21 protein-coding genes, 1 tRNA gene and 1 pseudogene are annotated in these 22,560 nt (G+C 52.3%); 6 read left to right on the forward strand and 17 right to left on the reverse strand.

Annotation, left to right across the window (positions count from 1 at the left end; all coding sequences use genetic code 11):
• Positions 1–40: 40 nt before the first annotated feature.
• Positions 41–214, forward strand: a pseudogene (locus GSQ81_RS20300) (DeoR family transcriptional regulator); the annotation flags it as partial.
• A gap of 9 nt (positions 215–223) precedes the next feature.
• Positions 224–832, forward strand: a complete 609-nt coding sequence (locus GSQ81_RS03215) for a DeoR/GlpR family DNA-binding transcription regulator (protein ID WP_254059960.1) — start codon at positions 224–226, stop codon at positions 830–832.
• Positions 833–840: 8 nt separating this feature from the next.
• Here the strand turns inward: GSQ81_RS03215 and GSQ81_RS03220 are convergent, their stop codons facing one another.
• The 5 genes from GSQ81_RS03220 to GSQ81_RS19950 all read right to left on the reverse strand — a co-directional run bounded on the left by GSQ81_RS03220 (position 841) and on the right by GSQ81_RS19950 (position 9,746).
• Entirely contained in the window at positions 841–2,598 is a 1,758-nt protein-coding gene (locus tag GSQ81_RS03220) for a class I mannose-6-phosphate isomerase (protein ID WP_158909267.1), read from the reverse strand.
• Between the two features lie 454 nt (positions 2,599–3,052).
• Positions 3,053–4,045: a formylglycine-generating enzyme family protein gene (locus GSQ81_RS03225; protein WP_254059961.1), complete on the reverse strand. Its 993-nt coding sequence runs from the start codon at positions 4,043–4,045 to the stop codon at positions 3,053–3,055.
• A 29-nt stretch (positions 4,046–4,074) separates the two neighbouring features.
• Positions 4,075–5,523, reverse strand: a complete 1,449-nt coding sequence (locus GSQ81_RS03230; RefSeq protein WP_158909268.1) for a sulfatase-like hydrolase/transferase — start codon at positions 5,521–5,523, stop codon at positions 4,075–4,077.
• Positions 5,524–5,583: 60 nt separating this feature from the next.
• Complete coding sequence (locus GSQ81_RS03235; RefSeq protein WP_216846364.1) at positions 5,584–8,958, reverse strand: TonB-dependent receptor; 3,375 nt, start codon at positions 8,956–8,958, stop codon at positions 5,584–5,586.
• Between the two features lie 653 nt (positions 8,959–9,611).
• Positions 9,612–9,746 carry a hypothetical protein gene (locus GSQ81_RS19950; RefSeq protein WP_371715220.1) on the reverse strand — a complete coding sequence of 45 codons (135 nt, stop codon included), beginning with the start codon at positions 9,744–9,746 and terminating at the stop codon, positions 9,612–9,614.
• Positions 9,747–9,763: 17 nt separating this feature from the next.
• On the opposite strand from GSQ81_RS19950, the gene GSQ81_RS03245 reads away from it, so the two are divergent.
• Both GSQ81_RS03245 and GSQ81_RS20305 read left to right on the forward strand, forming a co-directional pair.
• Positions 9,764–10,333, forward strand: a complete 570-nt coding sequence (locus GSQ81_RS03245) for a LysR substrate-binding domain-containing protein (protein WP_158909270.1) — start codon at positions 9,764–9,766, stop codon at positions 10,331–10,333.
• 308 nt (positions 10,334–10,641) lie between these two features.
• Complete coding sequence (locus GSQ81_RS20305; protein WP_371715221.1) at positions 10,642–10,710, forward strand: hypothetical protein; 69 nt, start codon at positions 10,642–10,644, stop codon at positions 10,708–10,710.
• 556 nt (positions 10,711–11,266) lie between these two features.
• On the opposite strand, the gene GSQ81_RS20310 is transcribed toward GSQ81_RS20305, so the two are convergent.
• The 3 genes from GSQ81_RS20310 to GSQ81_RS03255 form a co-directional block, all read right to left on the reverse strand.
• Positions 11,267–11,563, reverse strand: coding sequence for an AAA domain-containing protein (locus tag GSQ81_RS20310; RefSeq protein WP_371715222.1), 297 nt, complete (start codon positions 11,561–11,563; stop codon positions 11,267–11,269).
• On the reverse strand, positions 11,554–12,042 hold the full coding sequence (locus GSQ81_RS19765; protein ID WP_256369652.1) for an AAA domain-containing protein: 489 nt from the start codon (positions 12,040–12,042) through the stop codon (positions 11,554–11,556). The genes GSQ81_RS20310 and GSQ81_RS19765 overlap by 10 nt, the downstream gene beginning before the upstream one ends.
• Before the next feature lie 1,397 nt (positions 12,043–13,439).
• Positions 13,440–13,543, reverse strand: a tRNA-OTHER gene (locus tag GSQ81_RS03255).
• Between the two features lie 365 nt (positions 13,544–13,908).
• Here GSQ81_RS03255 and GSQ81_RS03260 point away from each other — a divergent pair.
• Entirely contained in the window at positions 13,909–14,196 is a 288-nt protein-coding gene (locus GSQ81_RS03260; RefSeq protein WP_158909271.1) for a helix-turn-helix domain-containing protein, read from the forward strand.
• Here the strand turns inward: GSQ81_RS03260 and GSQ81_RS03265 are convergent.
• The 4 genes from GSQ81_RS03265 to GSQ81_RS03280 form a co-directional block, all read right to left on the reverse strand.
• The gene (locus GSQ81_RS03265; RefSeq protein WP_158909272.1) at positions 14,193–14,723 is read right to left on the reverse strand and encodes a DUF6036 family nucleotidyltransferase; all 531 of its coding nucleotides are present in this window, start codon (positions 14,721–14,723) and stop codon (positions 14,193–14,195) included. The genes GSQ81_RS03260 and GSQ81_RS03265 overlap by 4 nt on opposite strands.
• Before the next feature lie 7 nt (positions 14,724–14,730).
• Complete coding sequence (locus GSQ81_RS03270) at positions 14,731–15,408, reverse strand: helix-turn-helix transcriptional regulator (protein ID WP_158909273.1); 678 nt, start codon at positions 15,406–15,408, stop codon at positions 14,731–14,733.
• 119 nt (positions 15,409–15,527) lie between these two features.
• The gene (locus tag GSQ81_RS03275; protein WP_158909274.1) at positions 15,528–15,905 is read right to left on the reverse strand and encodes a hypothetical protein; all 378 of its coding nucleotides are present in this window, start codon (positions 15,903–15,905) and stop codon (positions 15,528–15,530) included.
• 593 nt (positions 15,906–16,498) lie between these two features.
• On the reverse strand, positions 16,499–16,921 hold the full coding sequence (locus GSQ81_RS03280; protein ID WP_158909275.1) for a hypothetical protein: 423 nt from the start codon (positions 16,919–16,921) through the stop codon (positions 16,499–16,501).
• Positions 16,922–17,027: 106 nt separating this feature from the next.
• Here GSQ81_RS03280 and GSQ81_RS03285 point away from each other — a divergent pair, with 106 nt between their 5' ends.
• Positions 17,028–18,251, forward strand: a complete 1,224-nt coding sequence (locus GSQ81_RS03285) for a hypothetical protein (RefSeq protein ID WP_158909276.1) — start codon at positions 17,028–17,030, stop codon at positions 18,249–18,251.
• Positions 18,252–18,281: 30 nt separating this feature from the next.
• Here GSQ81_RS03285 and GSQ81_RS03290 read toward each other — a convergent pair whose 3' ends face one another.
• The 5 genes from GSQ81_RS03290 to GSQ81_RS03310 are packed head-to-tail and all read right to left on the reverse strand — an operon-like array spanning position 18,282 to position 22,420.
• Positions 18,282–18,992, reverse strand: a complete 711-nt coding sequence (locus GSQ81_RS03290) for a hypothetical protein (protein WP_174237929.1) — start codon at positions 18,990–18,992, stop codon at positions 18,282–18,284.
• Complete coding sequence (locus tag GSQ81_RS03295; RefSeq protein WP_158909277.1) at positions 18,989–20,092, reverse strand: hypothetical protein; 1,104 nt, start codon at positions 20,090–20,092, stop codon at positions 18,989–18,991. Before GSQ81_RS03295 ends, GSQ81_RS03290 begins: the two co-directional genes overlap by 4 nt.
• Complete coding sequence (locus GSQ81_RS03300; RefSeq protein WP_158909278.1) at positions 19,995–20,678, reverse strand: hypothetical protein; 684 nt, start codon at positions 20,676–20,678, stop codon at positions 19,995–19,997. The genes GSQ81_RS03295 and GSQ81_RS03300 overlap by 98 nt, the downstream gene beginning before the upstream one ends.
• 13 nt (positions 20,679–20,691) lie before the next feature.
• On the reverse strand, positions 20,692–21,225 hold the full coding sequence (locus tag GSQ81_RS03305; RefSeq protein WP_216846367.1) for a hypothetical protein: 534 nt from the start codon (positions 21,223–21,225) through the stop codon (positions 20,692–20,694).
• Positions 21,209–22,420, reverse strand: a complete 1,212-nt coding sequence (locus tag GSQ81_RS03310) for a hypothetical protein (protein ID WP_158909279.1) — start codon at positions 22,418–22,420, stop codon at positions 21,209–21,211. The genes GSQ81_RS03305 and GSQ81_RS03310 overlap by 17 nt, the downstream gene beginning before the upstream one ends.
• Positions 22,421–22,560 lie beyond the last annotated feature (140 nt).

The following is a 22,560-nucleotide window of genomic DNA, read 5'->3' on the forward strand; positions in this document are numbered from 1 at the left end:
CGAACATTTGATCGCAATTGCCCTTTGGTATGCTCCCTTTATGGCGAATAAGACAGATAATTTGGTCGCAAGGCAGGAATTCATTCTTCGCAACCTTCAAGCGACTGGCAGCATCTCCATTGATCATCTTCGTTCCGAGTTGGGAGCTTCGATTGCGACCATCCGGCGCGACCTTGAGGACCTCGAAAACCGGTCGCTGCTCAAGCGCGTTCGCGGAGGCGCTGTGCCAATCGGGCCACTCTTTTATGAGCCCTTCCGCCACGACGCATCCTTCCAGGACAAAATTGCCAGCTTTGCCGAAGAAAAACGGCGCATCGCGCGTGCCGCGGCAGAACTGGTTAAGACAGGGCAAACCATTGCATTGAGCGGCGGCACAACAACCACCGAAGTTGTTCGAAGCCTGAAGGTGCTCAGCGACATTTCAATCATCACCAATACAATCAACGTCGCGATGGAACTCAGCAACCGCAAAGACATCGAAGTCATCGTGACGGGAGGCATCTTGCGCGGAAACTGGTTTACCTTGCTCGGCCCCCTTGCAAATGCTGCAACCGAGATGCTCTTCGCGGACATCATGTTTATCGGAGTGGACGGAATTGATGCACAGCAAGGCTTGACCTGCACGAATCCGGCAGAAGCCGAGGTGCTTCGCAAGTTGGCTCAGCACTCTAAAAAGAAAGTCGTCGTTGCTGACCGAAGCAAGCTGGGCACAGTCAGCAAATGGCTTCTATGCAAAACATCTGAAATTGACTGCCTGATCACTGACAACGGTGCAACCGCAGAAGCGATTGCACCGTTTGAAAAACTTGGAATCACCGTAATCGTGGCGTGAGCTCATCATTAATCGATGTTGCGCAGATACGCTCGGATAATTGCCGATGGTTGGTTCGTCTTGCCTAGTGGCCGAATGGTATAGGCGCCAACCGAGGCTGGCACAATAAAGGTTTCCGCGTAGTGGATCTCGACCGGTGGAAATTCGCTGTTGGGACTTTCCACACTGACAGCTTCTCCTTCGACGAGATTCAGGACATGCAGATTCCCTTCTGTATTGTGCGTCACTGCTTTTGTAAACCATGTGCGGCGCGTCTCAAGAAACTGAGTGTGATGGAGCCCCGTTCGCTCCTCGCGCCAACCATCGCCTGTTGAAACAGGCTCGGTTTGGTTCAGCAGTTCCCTGCTCACCCACTCTGTATCGCGGTTCCATTGGATATTGGCAAGGCCATGTTCAAGATGGATCGGACGCGCCCTGCCGTCTAACCCGAGACGGCCCCAGTCCCATAGCTTGAACGTAAAAATATAGGGCGTGGCACTGATCTCAAGCACTAAAGTATCTCGGCCCGAACAGTGAACCGTCCCCGCCGGGATGGAAAAATGATCATGCTTGTGGGTCGGCCATAGATTGACATAGCGCTCAGCGGGGAAAGGAGGTCCTCCTGCCTGAGCCTCTTCCAGATCCTTGCGCATATCATCGCGCTCCGCTCCGGTACGAATGCCCAGGTAAACCTGCGAGTCGCCGCATTGATCAAGAATGTAGTAGCTCTCATCCTGTGTATAGGGAATCCCGAAATGCTGCTGGATATATTCGCGCAAAGGATGCACTTGCAGTGAGAGATTCGAGCCTCCCACCGTGTCCAGCAAATCAAACCGGATGGGAAATTCCGCACCGAAGTACTTATAGATCGCCTCTCCTAACAGCGCTATTGGCTGCTCGTGCACCAACAGAATTGCTGGAAGCTGGAATCGCCGCGACCCAAAGCCCAGTGTGGCGCCATTCTCTTCGGGAACGCAGTCGAAACACCATGCATAATTCGGAACATTCTGCGGGAGATCGAACGTCCGCATCATCCAGGAGCCTCCCCACGGCCCCGGATCGAAAAACGGTACCACCCGGAAAGGTTGTGTGACTACCATTGCAACAGCCTCACGCAGTACATCCCCTTTCACCATTCGGGGAACGTCCTGGTCGTCCAGGTCGAGAAAGTAGTCGACCTTTCCATAGAGAGCATGGCGCATCTCATCCGCAACTCTCCACTCGAGAAAGTATGCGTTCTTGTACATGAGTTGCGCAGAATCCTCATAGTTCTGCAGCCCAAGATTGCAAATGCTTTTGCTGCGTTGACGCTTCTGCAGTTCCCATCGCGTTACGTTCGCATGGACAAGCAGATCCGGATGCGCAATGATCTGTTGCGTGCCAGCACCAATAAGAAATGCCACCGATGCACTCTGCTCAATTTTGCCTTTCAACTCTGCTGTGCGCTGCTCATCAAAATAGCTCGTAATCGGCCAGGGTCGCATCCTTCCGAAAACCGGGTCCGTCGTGAATGTCTCCCGAAATTGTTCTCGCAAGACCGCAGCATCGCTGTACGCATCTTCTACATTCAGAATGGTGCAGAGGGGGAATGCCGTAGCAATCTTTCTTAGCAGCGCATCAAGCATCACGCCCGGATAGCACTCAATCGCAATCGTGTACTTGCCCGTCGATGGGAGGCTCTCCCGAATGCGGGCCGTAACTTCATTCCAGCCTTCGAGGCAATCCTGCTCGCCATAAGCTGGCAGGTGAATCACCGGGTTCAGATCGTAGTTATGAAACCCGCTCATAGCCAGCACCATGCCTGAGAGTCCACAGCAATAGAGATATCGAGCCTGTCCGACAGAACCCCTGCGGTTCGCGCGCGAGTCGAACTCTCGTAGACTGACGATAGTGAAAGACAGCAGGGACGGACATTAATACTGAAAGGGGCGAAAAAGGTGCGTCGGTTCATAGCCGCGCGCCACGTGCAACAACAACCATCAGAATCCGCTGTAAGAAGACCCATCACACCCCCCAACTGAACCCAAGAGCTAATTAGTAATTAAAGTCTGAGGAATCAAGGCCAACCCTCGTTCGACATGCCTTGGTATGTCAATAAACTTTCTCATTAAGGCAATAACAATCACAATTAGTGATTTTATCATTACCATAAATCTTAATTGACGATTTTAATATCATTTTCCTGCGAGCCTATAGACTCAACCAGAGGATAACCCAGGCAAGGTTCTGCCAGGCTTGCCCTCAGAGCGCGCAGCGAAATCCCATGTTTGAGGTAGAGCTATCAGGTGTATTCGAAGTCCGCGCTGCAACACGATAACGGTTGCAATAGGATTTATGGCAAAGGAATGATCCTCCCTTAGTCACCCGTCCGGTGCCGTCAGTTGGCCCTTTTGGATTATCACCATCTTCCGATACATGAAAGTGAGCGCTAAACCAGTCGGCACACCACTCCCAAACGTTGCCGGTCATCGAATAGAGTCCGTAGCCATTTGGCGGGAACGCCTCTATTGGGCAAGTCCCCGAATAGCCATCTTCAGCCGTATCGCCGTTCGGAAATTCACCCTGCCAGATGTTGCAGAGATGTTCTCCGTTTGGCCGCAGTTTGTCTCCCCACGGATAGAGTTTTTGTTCCAGCCCTCCGCGAGCGGCATATTCCCATTCAGCTTCCGTAGGCAAACGCTGTCTTGACCACTGAGTAAATGCGGCTGCATCATTCCACGAAACATGGACGGCAGGATGGTCTGCACGCGTGGAAACATTCGATTCTGGCCCTTCAGGGGTGTCCCATTTCGCACCGGGGACTTTGCACCACCAGGGCGCAGCCGGAACTCTGGCCGCGACCATCTGGTTGAATCTCACGCGCGGAATGTGCAGCCAAAAGACAAAGGACCAGCCATAGCGTTCCGCGTCAGTACGATACCCAGTCGCCTCTACGAACTGGCGGAAAATCCGGTTAGTCACCGGATAGCGATCGATGGAGAAAGGTCGCAACGTAACCGGGCGCACAGGTCCTTCACCATCTCCCGGAAATCCTTCCGCAAAATCCGTGCCCATTAAAAAAGTGCCGCCCGGCAAAGCAACCATGCGAGAACGAGTATCTGTATCTATCTGTCCAGAGGCGGCTAAAGTCTTCGCTGCAGGAAACGCATCCGGTTGCCGATTCGACGAAGGCGTACAGCAGCAGCCGTTTGTCTTTTGATTCATCGTGTAGAGCTCATCCTTATAGTCTGACAATATAAGCTCCTTGGCGACAAGGAGCCTTTCTACACCTTGAGTTCCAACGTATCACCGAGCCCCTGTTGTAACTCCTTTAGCTGGTACAGAAGATCAGCCTTGACCTCAGCCGATGCTGGATCGTTAGACAGATCATGCATCTCCCAGGGATCATGTTCGATATCGAATAACTGAACTCTTTGAATCTCTGGATACGCAATAAGCTTGTGCGTCTTTGTTCGTACCATCCGCTGGAAATCCCTATAGTAGCTGAACACTGCGTCGTGAACCGGCTGATTCCCGCCGTGTAGAAGCGGCACTAAACTGGGAAATTGGACGGTGGGCGGAGCGGAGATTCCAGCCAGTTCGCAGGTCGTGGCATACATACTGTGCTGGTACACCAATTCATCGACCCTTTTGCCAGCAGGAACTCCAGGACCGGATATGAGCAGAGGCATCCTGACACTGGCGTCATACATGTTCTGCTTGCCCAGCAATCCGTGCTCGCCTACACATAATCCATGGTCGGCAGTTAAGATAACGTAGGTGTTCGAAGCTTTTCCGGACTTCTGCAGCGCATCCAAAATTCTCCCGATCTGATAATCCATGTAAGTAATCAGCGCATAATATTCCCGACGATGCAGTTGTATGGCTGCTGGAGTTCTGGGAAATGGCGCCAATACTTCGTCTCGGATCTTGTAATCGCCCTGATCGAAAGGATGCTCAGGAAGGAAATTGGGCGGAACCTGAATCTTGTCTTGCGGATAGAGATCCAAATACTCCTTCGGTGCCTGACGAGGGTCGTGGGGAGCATTGAAGCCCAGATACATAAAGAACGGATTGTTGCGCTTTGCCGCTTTATTCAGTAGATGGTCGATAAAGCAATCGCTATAGAGCGCAGCCTCATGTTCAATTTTGTCGGGAGTCTGGTTCTTCCAAAGAGAGGTCTGAAGCCAATGTCCTTTAAGGGATTCATCCCAGGGCTGCCAGTCATCTTTTGAGCGCGGACGGTCATAAGCAGCCCCACCCTCTGGCGTGGAAGTTAACATGCCTGGCCCAATCGGCCCCATTTCCTTAAAGCTGCGCTGCAAAACAGTTGGATCAAGATGCCACTTGCCACAGATATAAGTGTCGTATCCGGCGTTTCCCAACGTCTGCCCCCAGGTTGGCACTTCATCGATTCCCTCCTGTGCATGAAAGGCGGTAAGTCCGCTATTCAACATGGTGCGACTGGGGAGGCATACCGCTCCGCTCCATGAGCCCTGGTGAAAGCAATGGGTGAACGCAGTTCCTGAAACCGCCAAGCGGTCTAAGTTCGGTGTATGGATCTCTGGATTGTTTAGACTATGGATGGTACGAAACATCAAATCATCCGCAATAATGAATAGAAAATTTGGCTTCGAAGATGGATTACCTTCCTGTCCGAATGCAAGGGGGGAAGCCACAGTGCTGGCGGCAACTCCCGCAGTCATCAACTCAATAAATTCACGCCGATCCACTGATCTTGTCCCCCTGAAGTTAATCTCTGAATTCTGAATGACCTCTCTCCTCTGACCGAATTAGAAGGAGATTTTCAGGGCCAGTTGTAGCTCGCGCTGCGTACTTGCGGTTCCAGAGACTTTGCCAAACGTCGTGCTATTCAAAGTTGCGGTTGGAGTTCCCCAGACCGGTGTATTGGTAAGGTTGAATGCTTCGGCACGAAACTCCGTCTGCGTCTGTTTGATCGCAAATCTGCGAAAGACGGACAAGTCCACATCCCGATACCAATCCGAACGCATGGTATTCCTGCCTAAATCTCCATAGGTATATTGAGCCGGGGCTTGAAATGCCGCTGTATTAAACCACTTAGCCACTGACGGATTTGCCAAATGCGGTATCCCCACCAGGTTCACTCCCTGATAAGTGTTCCCGGTATTCGCAACGTCGCCTGAGTAGGAGACCGTATATGGTGTCCCGGAGGTTAAGGTTGTAATCGCATTGACCTGCCATCCGCCTACGATCGTGTCCGTGATGCGGTTCCCTGTTTGAAATCTCTGACCTGAGCCAAAGGGCAACAGATAGGTCAAGCTTGCAGTAACCATCTGCGGCAGATCAAAGCCGGCAACGCTGCGGTCAGCCGCGGGGTCATACGGGTTGCGGATAAAGCATCCCTCCGCACCGAAATAACCGTCGCAGGCTACATCGATAGTCTTCGACCATGTGTAATTGATCGTATAGGCCAGCCCAGACGACATCTTTCGGTCAACTTGTACTTGCAGGGCGTTGTAGCTGCTCGATCCGTTGCTTTGTTCATATTGAGTTGGGGTGATATAGGGAAAGGGGGCACGGCTTTGGGGAGTACCAGGTCCAGGTGTAACTGCAACATTGAAATAGCCGCAGCACGGCAGGTGCGTGCTACGAGAACCCACGTAATTAAGAGTCAATGCCGTCTTTGGTCCAAGCTGTTGCTGAACACCTACATTCCATTGATCCGAGTAAGGATTTTTCAAATATGGAGCGATGAAGTTTGCAGATTGCGTAAATGGAGTGTCATTCGGCAGTGTATGAGTTTGTCCCTCTGGCAAGTTGAGCGGATTCTCTGCTGTTGTGGTGATGTTGGTGGAATTCAGATTGTTCGTGATATCCAACCCGAATGACGGCCATAGAGCACCTTCATTCTGCGTCATCTGCATAATGCCGGACCAATCGTCGTAAACCCTGGCATAGGAAAGATGCAGAACACGCCGAGAATCTATTTGATACGCGAGGCCCAAACGAGGCTGAATATTATCAACTTGGTTGTTGATCAGACGATTACTTGTTCCTTGAATGACGTGCGCAGGAAGCGTGCCACCCGGAATGCAGGGCGCGGCCTTGAGTTCGGCGCAGGATCCGAGGCCCGCAGTCGCTTTAGTGAGAATGTAGGTCCCGTTGCGTAGATTCAGCGCACCCGTCAGGTTTGATTGAGTTGAATTGGGCGCCAACGTGGGCATGATGTCCCAGTCATACCGCAGCCCAATATTCAGGGTTAGCCTGGAGGTGAGTTTCCATTGATCGCCAACATAGACGGCATTGACCCATCCGCCCTTTGGAAGCTTGAGGTTATTCCTGCGTTCCCCGGTTGTGGGAGCACCGATGAGAAACGACGCCAACGCATTGCCGGTGTTTGTCTGGTTCTCAAGATTAGAGGTCTGAAAAGCTGAAAAGCCAAGATTGCCATTGGCATTCAGGACGCTTTCATCGTTGCGGCTTATGCTGGCGCCGAATTGCCATGTATGATGACCCGCGAGTTTTGTAAAGTCGCCTTTCCACTCATAAATATCGCCATCATTATCATTGAGGTAGCTGGGTCCTCCGCCCGCATAGCCGGTAACCGCGATCACCGGGATCTGGCAAGGAAGGGGTCCGAGATAACCACAAGCAAAAAATTGATTGAAACCATCAGCAGAAACTGAGCCCGTAAATGCTGTCGCGGTAGCAAAATTTTGCCAGACGTGCCCAGCGGATAGCTGAAGCGTAGCGGAAGGGCCGAAAGTGTGGAGATAACCTACGCCCCAGTTCTGCCCATCGCTGATATTATCGGAAACCAGTCCTTGAAACCCTCCGGAGCCGGTCTGAGTCGCATGAAACTGGCTGAGTCGTGCCCAAATCAAATTTGACTGAGTGATCTCATGATCCAACCGCAAGCTATAGTTATTCTGCCGAGTTAGGGTAGGAGTGGTATCGACGCCGTTGAATCCGGAGACAAGAGGAACTGGCGCAGGATACATCTGCTTAACGAGCGCCAACATCGTAGGATCGATTGCTGACGAGATGTTGTTGTTTGCGAAAGGCGTGCGCAGATAGCTTCCTGGTTTATTCGGATCCGCAGTGGTTGTATATGGGTTGTAGAGTTGCTGTCCGATTGCGCTGAAATCTCCGTTCAATTCAGCTTGCGTGGGAACGTTATAAAGTTTCTCGCTGGCGGAATTGATATTGCTGCCCTCATATGCGCCAAAAAAGAAAGTACGGTTCCTTCCGTTGTAGTAGTGCGGAAATAGAACTGGGCCGCCAATCGTAACCCCATAGACACTTTGCTTCAGAGGAGTCTTTGAGGCAAGCAGCGGATTGCTCGCATCAAATGCATCATTCCGCAGAAATTCCCACGCATCTCCGTGAAATTGGTTTGAACCTGACTTGGTGACAACATTGACGATTCCACCCATTACCCCGCCAAACTGGCTCTGGTCGTTATGCGACTGAACTTTAAATTCGTCGATCGAATCGACAATGGGCGGTACAGCATATTCGCTGAACCAGAATTGCTGATCGGTGATTCCGTCAAGCAGAAAGAGATTGCTTCGGTTCATCTGTCCATTCACTGCCGGGAAGCCAAATGAGCCAATCAGAATCGCATTTCCGCCACCTGAGCCTTGCCCGGTATCTGCTCTGCTTGATCCCGGAGTAAGTGTCAGCAGTTGCGTAAAGTTCCTTCCGTTCAGCGGCAAAGAGTTCACCGCTGTTCCATTGATGACGGTGCCAAGATTTGCGGTCGACGTTTCCAGTTGAGCCGAGGCCGCTTCAACCGTCACTTGTTGCACCTGAGAACCTACTGCCAATGAGAAGTTGAACGCCGCGGTTTGATTCACATGAAGCGCGAATGTGCTCTGCTTTGCGACGGAAAATCCCGGCTTGGCAACTTCCAAAACATAGGTACCAGGAGCTACATCGACGAAAGCATAATTACCTGTCGAATTGGATTCTGCCGTCCGCTCTCTGCCCGTGGATACCTCGCGCAGGCTGACCTTGGCACCTTCGATCACCGCCCCAGTTGTATCCCGTACCGTACCATTGACCGCAGCCGAGGAGAGTTGGGCATTCGCATTAAACGAGTTCAGCAGAAAGCCGATAATGACAATGGCTATAAAAGCCAGAAAGCGGAATTTAGCCGCAGAAGCATTCGATTTTAGATTCATTGCCTCAGACCTTGAAGAGTAAATAAGGGAATAGTTCAATCTTGATTGCAGAGCACTGCTAATAAAGGACTAGTACTTGACGGAGATGGCTGATGGCACCATGCGACACAGCGGCCTGGCAAAGATCTCAGTTAGTTTGTCGGGGGGGAGATTTTAGCAACAGCGACAACAGAAGCGACGGGGAGTCGACTCTGATACATGCGCATGGCGCTCGATATGAATAAAATCCATCATGATCTAGCTAACCATAGCGACTTCAAATATTCATGTCAAGATTAATAGGTGCATGACTCGGTCTTGAACTCGGAACAAAATTTTGCCCAGGCTAGCTTTGACTTCATCATCAATACCTCTGTCCAATAAGCTGTGCCAGATACTTCTCCCGCATCCATTTCCCGCATCAGGCACAGCGGGTAAATCTTTATGACCTCATTCGGGGCCAATATGGAAGCTGTTCGCATTTATCAGGAGATAAGCTTCGTACCCTTCCATGTGACTGGCTGCACCGTTTGGTATTGACTCAGCCATCTCGCTTCCTCTACCGCATGACATAGCCACCATCGACGGAGATCGACTGACCGGTGATGTAGCTGGCCGCATCACGTAGAGGAAAAGAACCGTATCGGCAATCTCTTCGGGCCGCCCGAGGCGCTTCATCGGCACGAAGGTTTGGAGCATCTATCTAACTCGGGCCCTTGGCCTTCAGCGATCATCTTGTCCGACATTGGTGTCTGAATCATGCCAGGACAAACGTCATTCACGCGGATACCGCGCGTCGCGTATTCCAGCGCGGCGCTCTTCGTGAATGGTGATCCTGCCGAAGCTGGCCCAGTTTGCTCGTACTTATCCTGAGATCGTCCTTGAAGTCACACATTCGAACGATCCTGTCGATCTCATTGCGGGAGAGTACGACGCAGGCGTCCAACTCGGCGAATTTATCCAGAGGGATATGATCGCGGTTCGGGTGACAGGCGAGATGCGTCTTGCTGTCGTTGGTTCGCCCGAATACTTCGAGTCGAATCCCAAACCCAGGCACCCACAGGATCTGAAGGATCACGCCTGTATCGGATTTCGCTTTAGCAACGGTCTTTACCGATGGGAGTTTGAGAAAGGGCGGAAGGCACTCAATGTCAGCCCTCAAGGTCCCGCATCATTCGATGATCCAGACTTGGTAACCCAAGCAGTACTGGACGGTGTCGGTATCGGGACTTCGCTGGAAGCGAGTCTCACCAACTTCATCGCGGACGGGCGGCTGGTGCAGGTATTGCGGGATTGGTGCCCACCTTTTCCTGGATACTACCTCTACTACCCTAGTCGGCGGAACCAACCCGCGGCACTGGCACCTCTGATCGACACGCTTAAACTATCGGGCTGATCCGCAGTTCTAGGAGTGCGGAACCTTAATCGTCTTTGGCGCTTCCTAGAAGCCGACCCCATAAGACCCAACTACTCGCTACCGACCGCGCATACGAAAGACTCAAACTTGCGCATAATCCATTTCTTCCAGATACCACGCGGCTGTTTCGTGGAGGCAGGGCAATTGTTTGAAAATTACCATATCAAGACTGTGATCCGCGATGAGCGGTTTGCCGGCCGTCAGATCAACACGATGATGGGATACCCTGCGCGCGTACCGCTTTTGGAAAAACCGCTTTAGCAGCCTGGTTGATTGCGACACTAAAGGTGAATACTCTCGTGCTGGTTCATCGCCAGCAATTGCTCGACCAGTGGTACGCCAGATTAGAGAACTGATCAGAAATCATCTTCACAGTCGCTGGTGATTTTCCAGCAGGACGCGGCGCTGAATATCAGACAAAGACCACCGAAATTTTGGCGTCCTTTGTCTGCGTTTTCCTATTTGATCTTTAGCGACTACCGGCGAGTACAGCCTTATGGGCTCCTCCCAGAGGGTTTCCAAATGACTTAATCCAAGCGACCAGAAGCATCATCGACACTCACCGACACATTTTCGGTCCGAAACTGCATCAGAAATTCGTCGAGAATATCGGACTTGATGACTCAAAGCCGCTGCCGCAAACCAACGATGGCGAGATGCTCCGGCCCGCCAAAAATTGCGCGCAATCGAGCTTGCGCTTCTCTTGTCTGCCTCAGACATTAGACAAGTCTGAGTTACATATCCAAACCATCAGAATCAAATTCGATTAGGGAGCTCGTTACTCATGTGACTGGCTAGACCAACGGAACCCCAGGCTTTCCGAGAACCTACGACGTAAAGGTTCTGCTTTGCTCGAGAGACGGCGACATTCAAGATGTTCGGTGTCCCCGCAGCCCACTCTCGGGCACCATTTTAAGATTCAGCAGGAGCTCCCAGCACCAATATGACGGTGTCAGCTTCGCGCCCCTGAAATGTATGGATCGTACCCACGCGATCTTTCAGCCACTGGGTGCTATCACGGCTTAACATGCGCAGGAGATCCGGCCGGCTCCCTAAGGAACGAGTCAACTCGTGCGCAACGATGCGGAAGGGCGAGATTACGAAGACGTCTGGGTTTCCTGTGGCTGATGCCAACCTGGTAAGAAGATCGATCACGGCTTTGCCTTCCGCCGGAGAACACTTCGAATCAGCTTCTCCTTCTACGTCGATCCATGTTGATGCTCCAGTACAGCTTCAACATCCAGCTTCATAGGACCAACGACCTGCACCATCTGAGCGGCATAAGCGATCTTGTTCGAAATTGCGAACATCGGATTCTGGCAGCGACGATGCACAAGCAATGGGAGACCAACGCGTCTTTCCCCTGCAACGGTCTCGAAGCTTGATTGATGGCGTGAGGCACGATCTGTAAGCGTCTGAGTCGAGGCCGCTGGAGCCGCCCAATCCAGTTCATTCACCTTGAAGAAGTCACAGATATCTGCGTTCAGGCGCTCCGGTAGCGAGACCACCGGCTGGATCTGCAGGGGGTCGCCTACAGCGATGGTGCGCTTTGCGCGCAGGATCGCACCGATAGCAGCCTGCGGTGTGGCCTGGCCAGCTTCATCAATCAGGAGCCATCCTAGAGTGTGCGGCGGCAGATCACCGAGCATTCGTTCGACCGAGGCGAATGTCGTCGAGAGGACCGGCACAACAAGGAAAAGTGTTGACCAGAGGTCCCCGAGTAATCTGCGCGCTCCTCGTTCTTCTGCATGCCCGCACTCGACACTTGAAGCGCACCAAGATTGTGGAGAATTTTGGAAGCTGCGGCATCGATGAAGGCGCGGTGGAGGAGCAACGCAATCCTTTGCTCAGATCACTGGCGCTAACGCTGGCGAGCCGCGCTACTTGGTCGCAGACACAAAATCACCGCTCTTCAGCGTGGCAGCCTTGGCCTTGATGAGTATACGGATTTGCTCCCGTGCTGCCTTCGACGACGCGACAACTGTCATAACCATGTTGTCAAACTTCCTCAGGGTGTCTTCCGATCGCGACTGAATCAGTGCAGCGGAAATTCCGTACCTAATGGACAGTGCGTCTCGGGAGCCGTCACTGACGAGTTTTTATCGGCTCTTTAAGCTAGACCGCACGCCAGTGATCGGGAATTTTCTTGCTATTCAAGTGCCGCACACGGGCAACAAGAGGAGAGTGCCCTCTCGCCTTCGCCCAATCAATCGCCTGCTTCTGGGTTGCGAACGTACCGAGAACATGCCTCCACCAACCCTTGGTACCAAGGCTCGGAGCAGTATTCAATCAGTTTCTTATATTGTCGATCTTCCAGAAAGCCCACCCGCACATTGTTCTCTGCAAGATGAGGGAATTTCGGGACAAAATAAACCTTCGGAGGGGTGCATCTGGCCCCAAGGTTAAGCATCCTTTTCGATAACCGCAAGTTCACGATTGACAGTCGCGCTCGGCGCTTGCGCGGCAAGCCATTGATCAACATATTTATCCAGAAGCGCGATCGTTATCTGTATGGGTCGCAATTGGCCGAAGAACGGCTGGAGATGCAGTCCCTAGCGCGACTCAACATCATTTATTGAGGCTCTTTCCTTGATACGACATTCCCTGAGATAGTCCTCGGCGAGCTCTACAATGGAAACCTCTTCCGTTCCAAATTTCGCAAAGATCTCAGCATGTGGACCGGCAATCTGAAAGCGTAGAATTTTCTCGGCGGCGCGCCTCTTGGTCGACGCAATTTAGACTCTCCTTATTTGAAACGTTCGTTTGTGGCGCATCGAATCGTGAAGCCAAAGGCTTCTTCGGTCAAATTTGCGCAGTCTCTCTATTTCCTCTCGGTAGAGAAGGAGCAATATGGGTCCTAAGATGAATTGAAATTGGACATGTAGCGGATAAGCTCAGCCCACCCTTAAACACCGATCACAAAATCCGTTTGTCTACCGAAATTTTCGCTCTTGAGAAGAATCTTCAATAACTTAGCTTCATAGAAGCACCAGCGAGCCAGCCCTCTATGCTCAAACTATGCTCAAACTTTAAACATAGGAGGCAACGGAGCGTACTCGATAAATGCTATAAGTTATTGATTCTTTGGTGCCGGAAGGGGGAATCGAACCCCCCATGACCTTGCGGTCGGCGGATTTTGAGTCCAAATTTTCCACAGTTGCAGGGCATTGCAAGCCCTCGCACTCCCGCTGCATAAAGCCTTACAAATGAGTCGCTTGCAAGAGAATCATGGATCGCATCGCGTCGCAGCTGGCCGCACGGAATTGCGGTACAAAGTATCACCAAAAGTATCACAAAACCGGTTGATCCTCAGCGGATCGTAAATCCGCTGATAGAGATCGACGGCCATTCTCATCCAGCGACGCGGAGGATTTATGATCCGCCGGTGGCAGAGAAGGTCACTCTTGAATCATTTTCGTACCTACCGAACTACACCTTGAGCATTGCCTTTGGCAGGCGCGCCTCTAGTGTCCCAGCCGACGCATATGCCAGCGCAGGGTGACTCATATACGCGGTAGCGTGGTTGTTGGGATTCTCTCGATATACTGGCCGACATGATGCTTCTGATTAACGTGGCGGAGCAGATTGCGAAACGGCGCAAGGCCAAAGGCTTGACCCAAGCCGAGCTTGCGAAGATGGCGCGCGTTAGCCGGTCAACCTTGGACGCTCTTGAGAATGGCCGGATGGGAGAGCTTGGATACGCGAAAGTAAACAATCTACTGACTGCTCTTGGCCTGGAGTTCAAACTTCAGACCGCAGTGAGCATCCGACCCACTCTTGATGAGTTGATGCTCGAGAATGAGCGCGAAGATGCGGAGCTGCGGCGTTCTCCTCGGTTCTAGCCTTTCGTCTTCCCTCGGTCTTCCTTGATCGCTTCCATCCAACGCGCAAAAGTGAAATCGGCTTCGCTGATACTGCCAAACAGGTAGGGCCTGAGCTCTTCGCGATAGCGCTGCTCGAACACTTCGAGATCAAATGGCGTAGTCCGCGCAAGAAAGAGCATGTCTTGGAAGTCGCGATCATTGTCCCGCTTTAGCTTGCAGAGGGCGATATCATATGGGTCCATCACGAAGAGATGGATGTTCTCGAAGAGACCTTCGTAGATCGGGACAAGACGCTCCTCGTACTCGTACGGCACTTGGGCAATGCCGACGAAGTCCAGGTAGACACGATGCTTCCTCGCTAAAGAGGAACCTTTCCCACCCGCTTCAAGAAGTCGATTGCGCGAAGCGATGGGCGCTACATCGATGACATCCAAGTCAACCGTCGTCCGTGCGGAACCGTAGTGCTGCGTGACAGCGAAGCCGCCGATACAAGGAATCTTCGTCGGCTCGCCGGCGACGGGATCAAGTTCTCTCAGGAATGACAACCAAGGCTCAGGCAGCGTAGTGTGCAAGGTCCACCTCCGAGAGTCGGGTATCCAGGTTCCAATGCGCAGCAAGCTTCGACCTCACTGCTCTGACATGTTGTTTGCGAGACAGAGGCCACGACTCCTGGCACAGTGTGTCTTCCTTCACGAGACGTGCATCCTCAAGTTCCCGCAACACATGCTCTAAGACACCCGACACAACGAATGCGTCGTTCTGAAGTGCCATCTTGTTCGCCAGGGATACGACGAATCCGAGTCGGTTCTGGCGGTTCCTGAGTTTCATTTCTCGAAGGAGCCAAGACCAGTCGAGATGGGGATACGTCAGCACGACCCACGGTATGCCCTCCGTAGTACGCACATCGAGGTCAGAGTGATCCAACGCATCGAGCAGGAACTCAGCCGGATTGCGAAGACGACCAGACAGATGTGCGTATCCCGGATACCCTAGCCTCCCAAGCTCCGAGGCTAGTGTCTCGTCGTTGTGCCTCGGCAGCGGATTCACGGGCAGAGCCGTCGGGTCTCCACCAAAGACTTCTGCCGCTCGCTGCGCGACTTCAAGGCTGACATTCCTCTTCCCGGTCTCCATATGGGAAAGCATGGGTTGCGATAGCCCGAGAAGCTTCGCTGCCTGGACCTGAGATACACCCTGACGCTTGCGGATGGTTTCCAATGCGAATCCTGTCATACAAATCGCCTCATCGGATATATTACACCTTTTGTAATATACCGATCGATAGCAATAGCGTCTATCGATCATCAGTTGTCACGAAAACATCGCCAGAAGACAACAACGAGCGATGGACATTAGAGGTCATCATCGAAATCGTCAGGCAATATTGGCCGATCAATCGTTCGATAATGGTCAAAAAACTCATCCAAACTTCCAGATGTCGGATCGAGGTTAGTTGCTTCTGTTCTTGCCCAATCCAGCCATCCGCGTCCATAAGAAGGGTCAGCAGGTGCCTCAGATCCCATCTTGCGCTCAACGTGTGCAATCAACCGACGAAGCGCTTCGGCTTTCGTCCAGCCCTCCAAGTGGTCGTTCAGTCTTCTAAACCGAGTGACGGCGAGTCGATGCTGCTGAGCAAGCTCCTCCTCAGCTCTTCGTTCCGTTTCCATCTTCTCGGCTTTCTCTCGTAATTCGAGAGCGGCGGTGCTCAAACCATGCAGGATAACGCTCAACTGACATTCGAGCGGATGGCCTGGCCTATCGGCGAATGTCGGTTCTTGCCTCGCGGATAAGAATTCCCGAATCCTGAAACAGAGGCGCCCGGTAGGACGGAATTCAGTGCGCGACTGAGCAGACGGAGCACGTAACCTGCCCTTGGCAGCGAATGGCCGTGACTCGATTTGATTCTTCGAGAATAGAAATGTGCACCTTCTGCCGTTTGATAACGGTCGACATCCCAGAATCGTAATCCGAAACGCGAGACGCGAAAGCAAATCCATGTGCTTCAGATGACTTGACGAAGGCATCCATGAAGAGAAGCACCCTCGGTATCGATGCGGGTGCCACCTTCACGTCTATGTCGTCGCCCGAAGAACACACTCTGCCATAGGAATCAGGTATGCGGAGGGACAAGCTCTTCTGAAGCTGCAGCGTCAGGCGATGAGGCGAAGACAATATCTCTGGAACTGGTACAGGCTCAAGATCAGCCAAACTCAGCCTTGAAACCCAAGAATTTCGTCGCATCGGAATCTACCTCCACAGTTCGTGACACCGCTTTCGTGGGGTCGCGTAGGGTGGGCCATCTTCATCTGCCCCGTCGCGCACTCTAATTTTCTTCCGAGATGCGCTTCGCTTCAGCAAGCAGCCCGTCATCGTCGATCACAGCCTCGAGGTTCCTTCGGAACAAATCTAAATCAGCACTATAGGGTTGAGTCTGTCCGGTTCGGATGGCGTTATGAAGGCGTTCGCACTTCCCTCCGAATAGGTGCATGTCCTTTTCCTCGTAGAAGAGATTGGGACTTGCACTCTTGAAATGGCTGTATGCAGGAATATCCGCCGAGGGCCAAAAGTTGTCGCTCTCCATGTCTTGACGCTCGTAGTGATATGCCCTCTCAAGTAGTCGAACTAAATCGCTCTTGATCATGCGCTTGGCGAGCTTTGCCGAATGTCTTCTCTGGATTTTGTTCTTGATGGGCTCAAGACAGATCGCAGCGATGAAGCCTAAAGCCGCACTCACGATCATTTTCAACCAGTCATGATTTTCCGGCGCTGGCGGTAGGTTGATGATGGGAGCTGGGCATTGAAACATGCTCAGAATGATACATCCATAATAGGAAGTAAGAGGGATTGAAAAAATGTTGATGGTGACTGAAGACAACGTGCGGAACCGAGCATACTTTCACTTTGCGAACCGGACGGGTTCGAACTGGCAAGACCCCGTTTCCAACTGGATTCAAGCGATTGCCGAAGAGGTGGAAGCGGCCAGAGCAACGGACATCACCGGCGAGCTCTTCACGTTCCGTCCACTATCTCAGTTCATGCTGAGCATGATCATCCCGGCAATCGAAGCCAAAGTTGCAAATGGCTCTGTCTCCCCCAATGCTCTCCCCGTAGAGCTGAAACGTCTGCAGATTCTCTGGCCTCAATCTGGCCAACCCATAGTTCAGATAAATGACGAAGTAGCGATCAATATCATAGGTAAGCCTTCCCGCGAGGGCTATAAGCTGGGTGAGTCAGTCACCGCCGCTGATTTCATTCCGGGAAGCGAGCGCTTGGTTCCTCCCGAGATCAGTGGTGCACGGGTCGCTTACCTGCTCTTGTTTTCAAGCTTTATGGACTTTCGCGTGTACTTCGACGCCACGGCAAATGCTCCTGAAGGCCAAGGCGATTCTGTCATGCAACCATACGAGTTGCAGGAGCTTGCAGCTCGAAAGTCGTTTTTCCAGGCTCATCCTCCGGAGGCACTCCTTGCCAGATTGAAGCAACTAGGCTGGCCGCCGTCACCGACGTACTATCCGACGCTGGTCCATTCGATGTCTCAACTGGGTGGCGATACTCCTCAGAACATTGCGACAACCATCAAGGCGATACACGCGCCGGCTTATTGGGCAAAGCGCATCGCGCTGTGGGAAGAACTCACGATCTTTGCTGCGAGGACGGAATACGTTAAGAAAGCGATCAACGAATATCTCGAAGCTGATTACGTCTCGGCGATCTACGTGGCCGTGCCTCAGTTTGAAGGCATCATCAATGACTATGTAAAGTCCGCTGGAGGAACACTCTCAGGAGGATTTCGAGATCACGTTAACGAGTTTCTGCGATTGATCCAGTCGAGGAAGCTGCTTCTTTTCCCGCGTTATGCTCTGACCGAAGTCGTCGATTTCATCGACAGCGGAACGTTCTGGAACAACACCAGCACGGTCACGAATCAACAAGAAGACGTGAATCGTCACGGTATCGCCCACGGAGTTTTCACTGGTTTCGAGACGCAAGAACTCGCATTGAAGTTCCTCATTCTGCTCGACTGTATCGCCTTTATTCTTCTCCAAGATCAGGTGCTGCGTGGAGTTTTGAATTAGCACGTCGCATTATGTCTTGCATAAGAAGCTCTATGACCCCCAATCAACAACACACCCGAGATATTCTCCTATGACCATCTGAACCCGCACCCCACCATACTCATCAACAGAATACCGATATTGCCCTCGCTGTACGCAGATCCAAGGTCCAGCAGGTGCATCATCGAACGATGGTGCTCCACTTGCCCTGAGGAATGCTCGACTGCCTATTTCGGGCCATCCTCGCATCTCGCCGACCCCGGCGCGCTCGAACTCTTCCAAAGTTTCAACTGACATTGTGGGAAGCGGTGCGACGGTGACGGTGGATGGTTCATCGAGTTGAATCTGGCTCAATTCGTAAGCTGAATGGCCGCGCGCCAACTTCACGATGACCCTCTTGACCCGATCCAGCTCTGGAGTCCAGACAGAAGAGCCGTCCTCAGTAGCCGAGCGCGTAGCTTGTATTCGCGCCGCGATCTTCGGATTGTGTTCCAACGCCTTTTTGACTTTCGGACGCAGCATCCGCTCCGAGGATGTTGAACCGGCGAGCACGCAGCCTAAAAAACAGGCTAGGTATTCCTCATCCAGAGAAAAGCTTTGATTGCATTGGCCGCAAGAATCCACGATCGAGAGATTTTCGGGCAACGGGTCATCAAGCAATACCTTCGAAGGTACATGCTCCCGAGTGTCCGGCTTCCCACCGCAAAACACGCACATACCGAGAAGGCGTTCATCGACAAAGAGGTAGTGACTCGGATTCACTTTTCCTTACTCCTTTTGAGACTCGACTCCTCGACGGCAAGACCAGGAAGATGGACTGTGACGTCTCCAAGAGTGAATGAAAATGTCCCCAATTCTATGTCCGCGTCGTGCGGCCTTTCAGCGATCAGAGCTTTGTGCAGATCATCCAGTCCCCAAGTCTGAGTGTTCATCTGCGACGAGACTCTTGCTAATTGCGGCCAAACGGCCCAAGCAGCTCTCTCGTCAGGTCGTTGATCACCCGAAAAATGGGTAGCGTTCCGACCTACTACAAACAGTAGGTATTGCGAGACGGGTTCGCAGTCCTTAGGGAACCTGAAGGCGACTCTGATCTCCTCCCATGTTGCTGTGCGCAGATAATCGTTTACTCCGTCGATCCATTTGCCGACTTCAGTCTGCATGTTCTTCATCCGTGAAGCCCTTTGCCGCATGGAATTGCCGAACATGTCCTGCCACTTCAACTGAAACAATCCCAACGTACGCGCTTCGCTATCCCATACAGCCCCGTCGATATCGGTCACAAGTCTCCTGCCCATTCTTAGGTTGATATTGGAATCAACTGTCTGCATGCGTGTTCCCTTGAAAAGGCCGTAAAGTTCGTCACGAAAGCGCTTCTCTCTTCCACCTACAGCAGCATCCCAGTCAGATCGATGAAATCTCCGTAACTGAGTCAGCATGAACGAAAAAGGATTTCCAAGTTCTCCTGACAAACACCGTATGTATTGCTCCTCCGCAACTCTCAGCAGAGGTGGTGGGAAATGCCCGTTTGTCCACACCTCCGGCGGATCATTCGGGAGAGCCTGCAGCATTGACAACGCTGCCTCGGTCTCCCTCTTAGTTATGCCGAGCGCCGCACCCAATTGTTCTGTGACGCTACTGACATCAGATGTAATCGTCAGGAGGTTGGGAGGGTTAAGCGAGGCATCACTTTCTGAGAGCAGAGAGGCAAAGTGCTCATGCTTCATCCCCCAGCCAACCAAGGTCCAAGCCGCTGCTCGATATATTTCAAAGTTGATGCCCCCAAATTTGTCCTCGTTTTCGAAGGCGTCGTGCCCCTGGCATCTGCTTCGCAAAAAGAATCCCTCGTAATTTGTAATATTCATCGATCTCCGGAGCAGTGTCGTAGCCGATAAAGTGCTTCTCCCAAATGTGTACAAGCCCCCGCATCATGTCATCAATTTGAGGAGTCGCGTCATCCAGGATCGTCTTGAGAGGCCGATGTAGCGCATCCAGTTGCGCGTTGAACCAAGTGAACTCGCCGACGTCCAACATTTCGGTGCCGACGTATCGCGTGGTCAAGCAGAATCGAACATCTGTTCCGTCCTGCATGAACTCTCCAAGCCCAGTCGATTCGTGATCCAAGTACTGTTCGCACAACGCAATCCGTCCACATTGATGGAGAAACGCGTGAGACCATTCAAAGGTCTCGCGGCTGGAGGGCACCAAAAACGTGCGCTTATAAGTTCCGAATCCCTCCAAGCACAACTTTAGTGCCTTGTTCGTACCCCAGCGACTGAGTTCCCGCGCCTCAGTACTGACCCGAGCTGCGACGCGAATCAAGTCGATTGCTCGGCAAATCTCCAAGATGGCCAAGCGTCGGTCTTGTGCGGGCAGTACGGCGACCAAGGCTGCTGTTTCTGCTAACACAATCGATCTCAGTTTTGTCGAGGCCGTGCCTGACTGGCTCATATCCACTCGATTCTCAAAAACTACTCTCAGAAAGCCGAATGATCGCTTCTGCGGTCTTGTCGAATGAATAGGCTTCAAGAAGCGTAAGGTTCTTCTTCGAGATATTCATCCCCCATTCGGGAGCACTCTTTAGCTCGCCACCGTAGTCCCGGTCGCGTAATAGTGCGGTAGGATTTCTCCACTCTAAGGACGGGATCAAGAAGAGGTTCGGGGGTTGTCCCTCGATGAGCAAGCCGAACGCCAGCAGACGATGCTCATGCAATGAGAACTTGCTTTTCTCCATAAAAACGTACCCAGAGTCGCGCACGGACTTCACTTGGATCTTCAGGAACGGGCCATCAGCAAATTGAGCAATGAAGTCCACACCACGGTCGTCAACTTCCGCACCGTAGACGTGAAAGCCGAACATCGTGAGCTCCATCTTGACGAAGTATTCCACATAGGCACCGACTTGCTGTTTGGTCAGTGCTGACCACTTATATCTCTGGAGAGGCATGGCGAGATTGTACCGAAGCAACGAGCGTGTTTGGTTAGATGAAGCGACCATTTGCATTGTCGAGAAAGACGTTGCCGTCTCTCCAGATTACGTGAATGGAAAGCTCGCCCTTCAACCAATCTTCAATGTCCTTTGTGGGTCTGGCGGGAAGGAGAATAGCGAGAGCCGGCACACCAACATCTTTGCCGATGAGGTGAGAGTAGTCGAGAAGCTGACCCACGGCCATTCGGATATATTCACGCTTTGTCGAGCATTTCGCTTCGATCAAATTGCAGCGATCAACTTCAAAGGCGTCGCATCGCAGCTGTCCGTATTTTGCGACGTGTAAAGTGCGCCGCTGGTCTCTCAACCACTTGTCGTATTGCTGAACTAGTTCGGCCTCTTTTTTCTCAGCTCGTTTAGCCTGCGCTCGGGTTATGACTTTGTAGTCCAGCCCTTCGTCATTCGGCAAACCGGTCAGTTCCGTTTTTGGACACTTCTTCGACTCGTTATCTGACGGGAGCCCGTCGCCCTTTTGACTCAGCTCTCTATCTAGCCAATCGCAAAGCCGCTTTTCGCTCTGACTGCGGGCCGGTACGAGCTCACGCAAAGCGGTTGTGTGACCTAGAGCAGAGATCGCCTTCAAGTGCCTCGGCAATTCGGTCCGATGCTTGAATGGCCGCAGCACACGCAGAGAACCGTGCCACTCCTCCTTCTCCGGGGCGATAAACCCTTCTAGTCCTTTCTTGAAGGCTCCTTTTACTGTTCCGAAACCAACTACTTCGACGTTGTGATTGAAACGCCTTGCGATAAGAATAGTGTCACCAGGGAGGATGGTTCTCGCGAACTTGGCCCCGATAGCCTTGTGCTCTTCCTCATCTGGCCCCCACCCCATAAATGCGGCCCTGAACTTAATGCTGGCGTTGCGCCATTCCCCGACTGTCCCGGCATTGTTCATAACGTTAGGTGAAACGACCCAGAACCTCTTTCGCACTGGGCTTGAACGAGATTTCTCAGGGGTGGCAGCAAGCGAGCTTCGCACTATTACTTTGCGCCCCGGAGTCAGGCTGCCAGGAAGATCGCGACCATAGATTTCGGAGCCCGACTTTAGCCGTTTTCGACCGCTAAAAAGGACTTGTCCGCCCTCGGTTAAGACTTCAACATCCAGTTCGTTCCCGTCGCTGATGTTGAGTGACGCACGAATCTTCCTCGGCACGAAAAATCGTTTGCCGGACTTGTGGATGGTTGCGCGGAATTCAAGTGACAAGGCATCTCCGAAGGCGGCGCATCCGAGGGTTTACGGCTTGAAAACGGAAAGTTACGGGTTTCATAAGGATACCGCCTGGGTAAGTGGATTGCCTCCTCTAAGGGGAAGGTGAGGAGGAGGAACTCGACTCCTGCCGCGCA

The sequence above is a fragment of the Granulicella sp. L56 genome (genome assembly GCF_009765835.1).
Lineage (GTDB): Bacteria > Acidobacteriota > Terriglobia > Terriglobales > Acidobacteriaceae > Edaphobacter.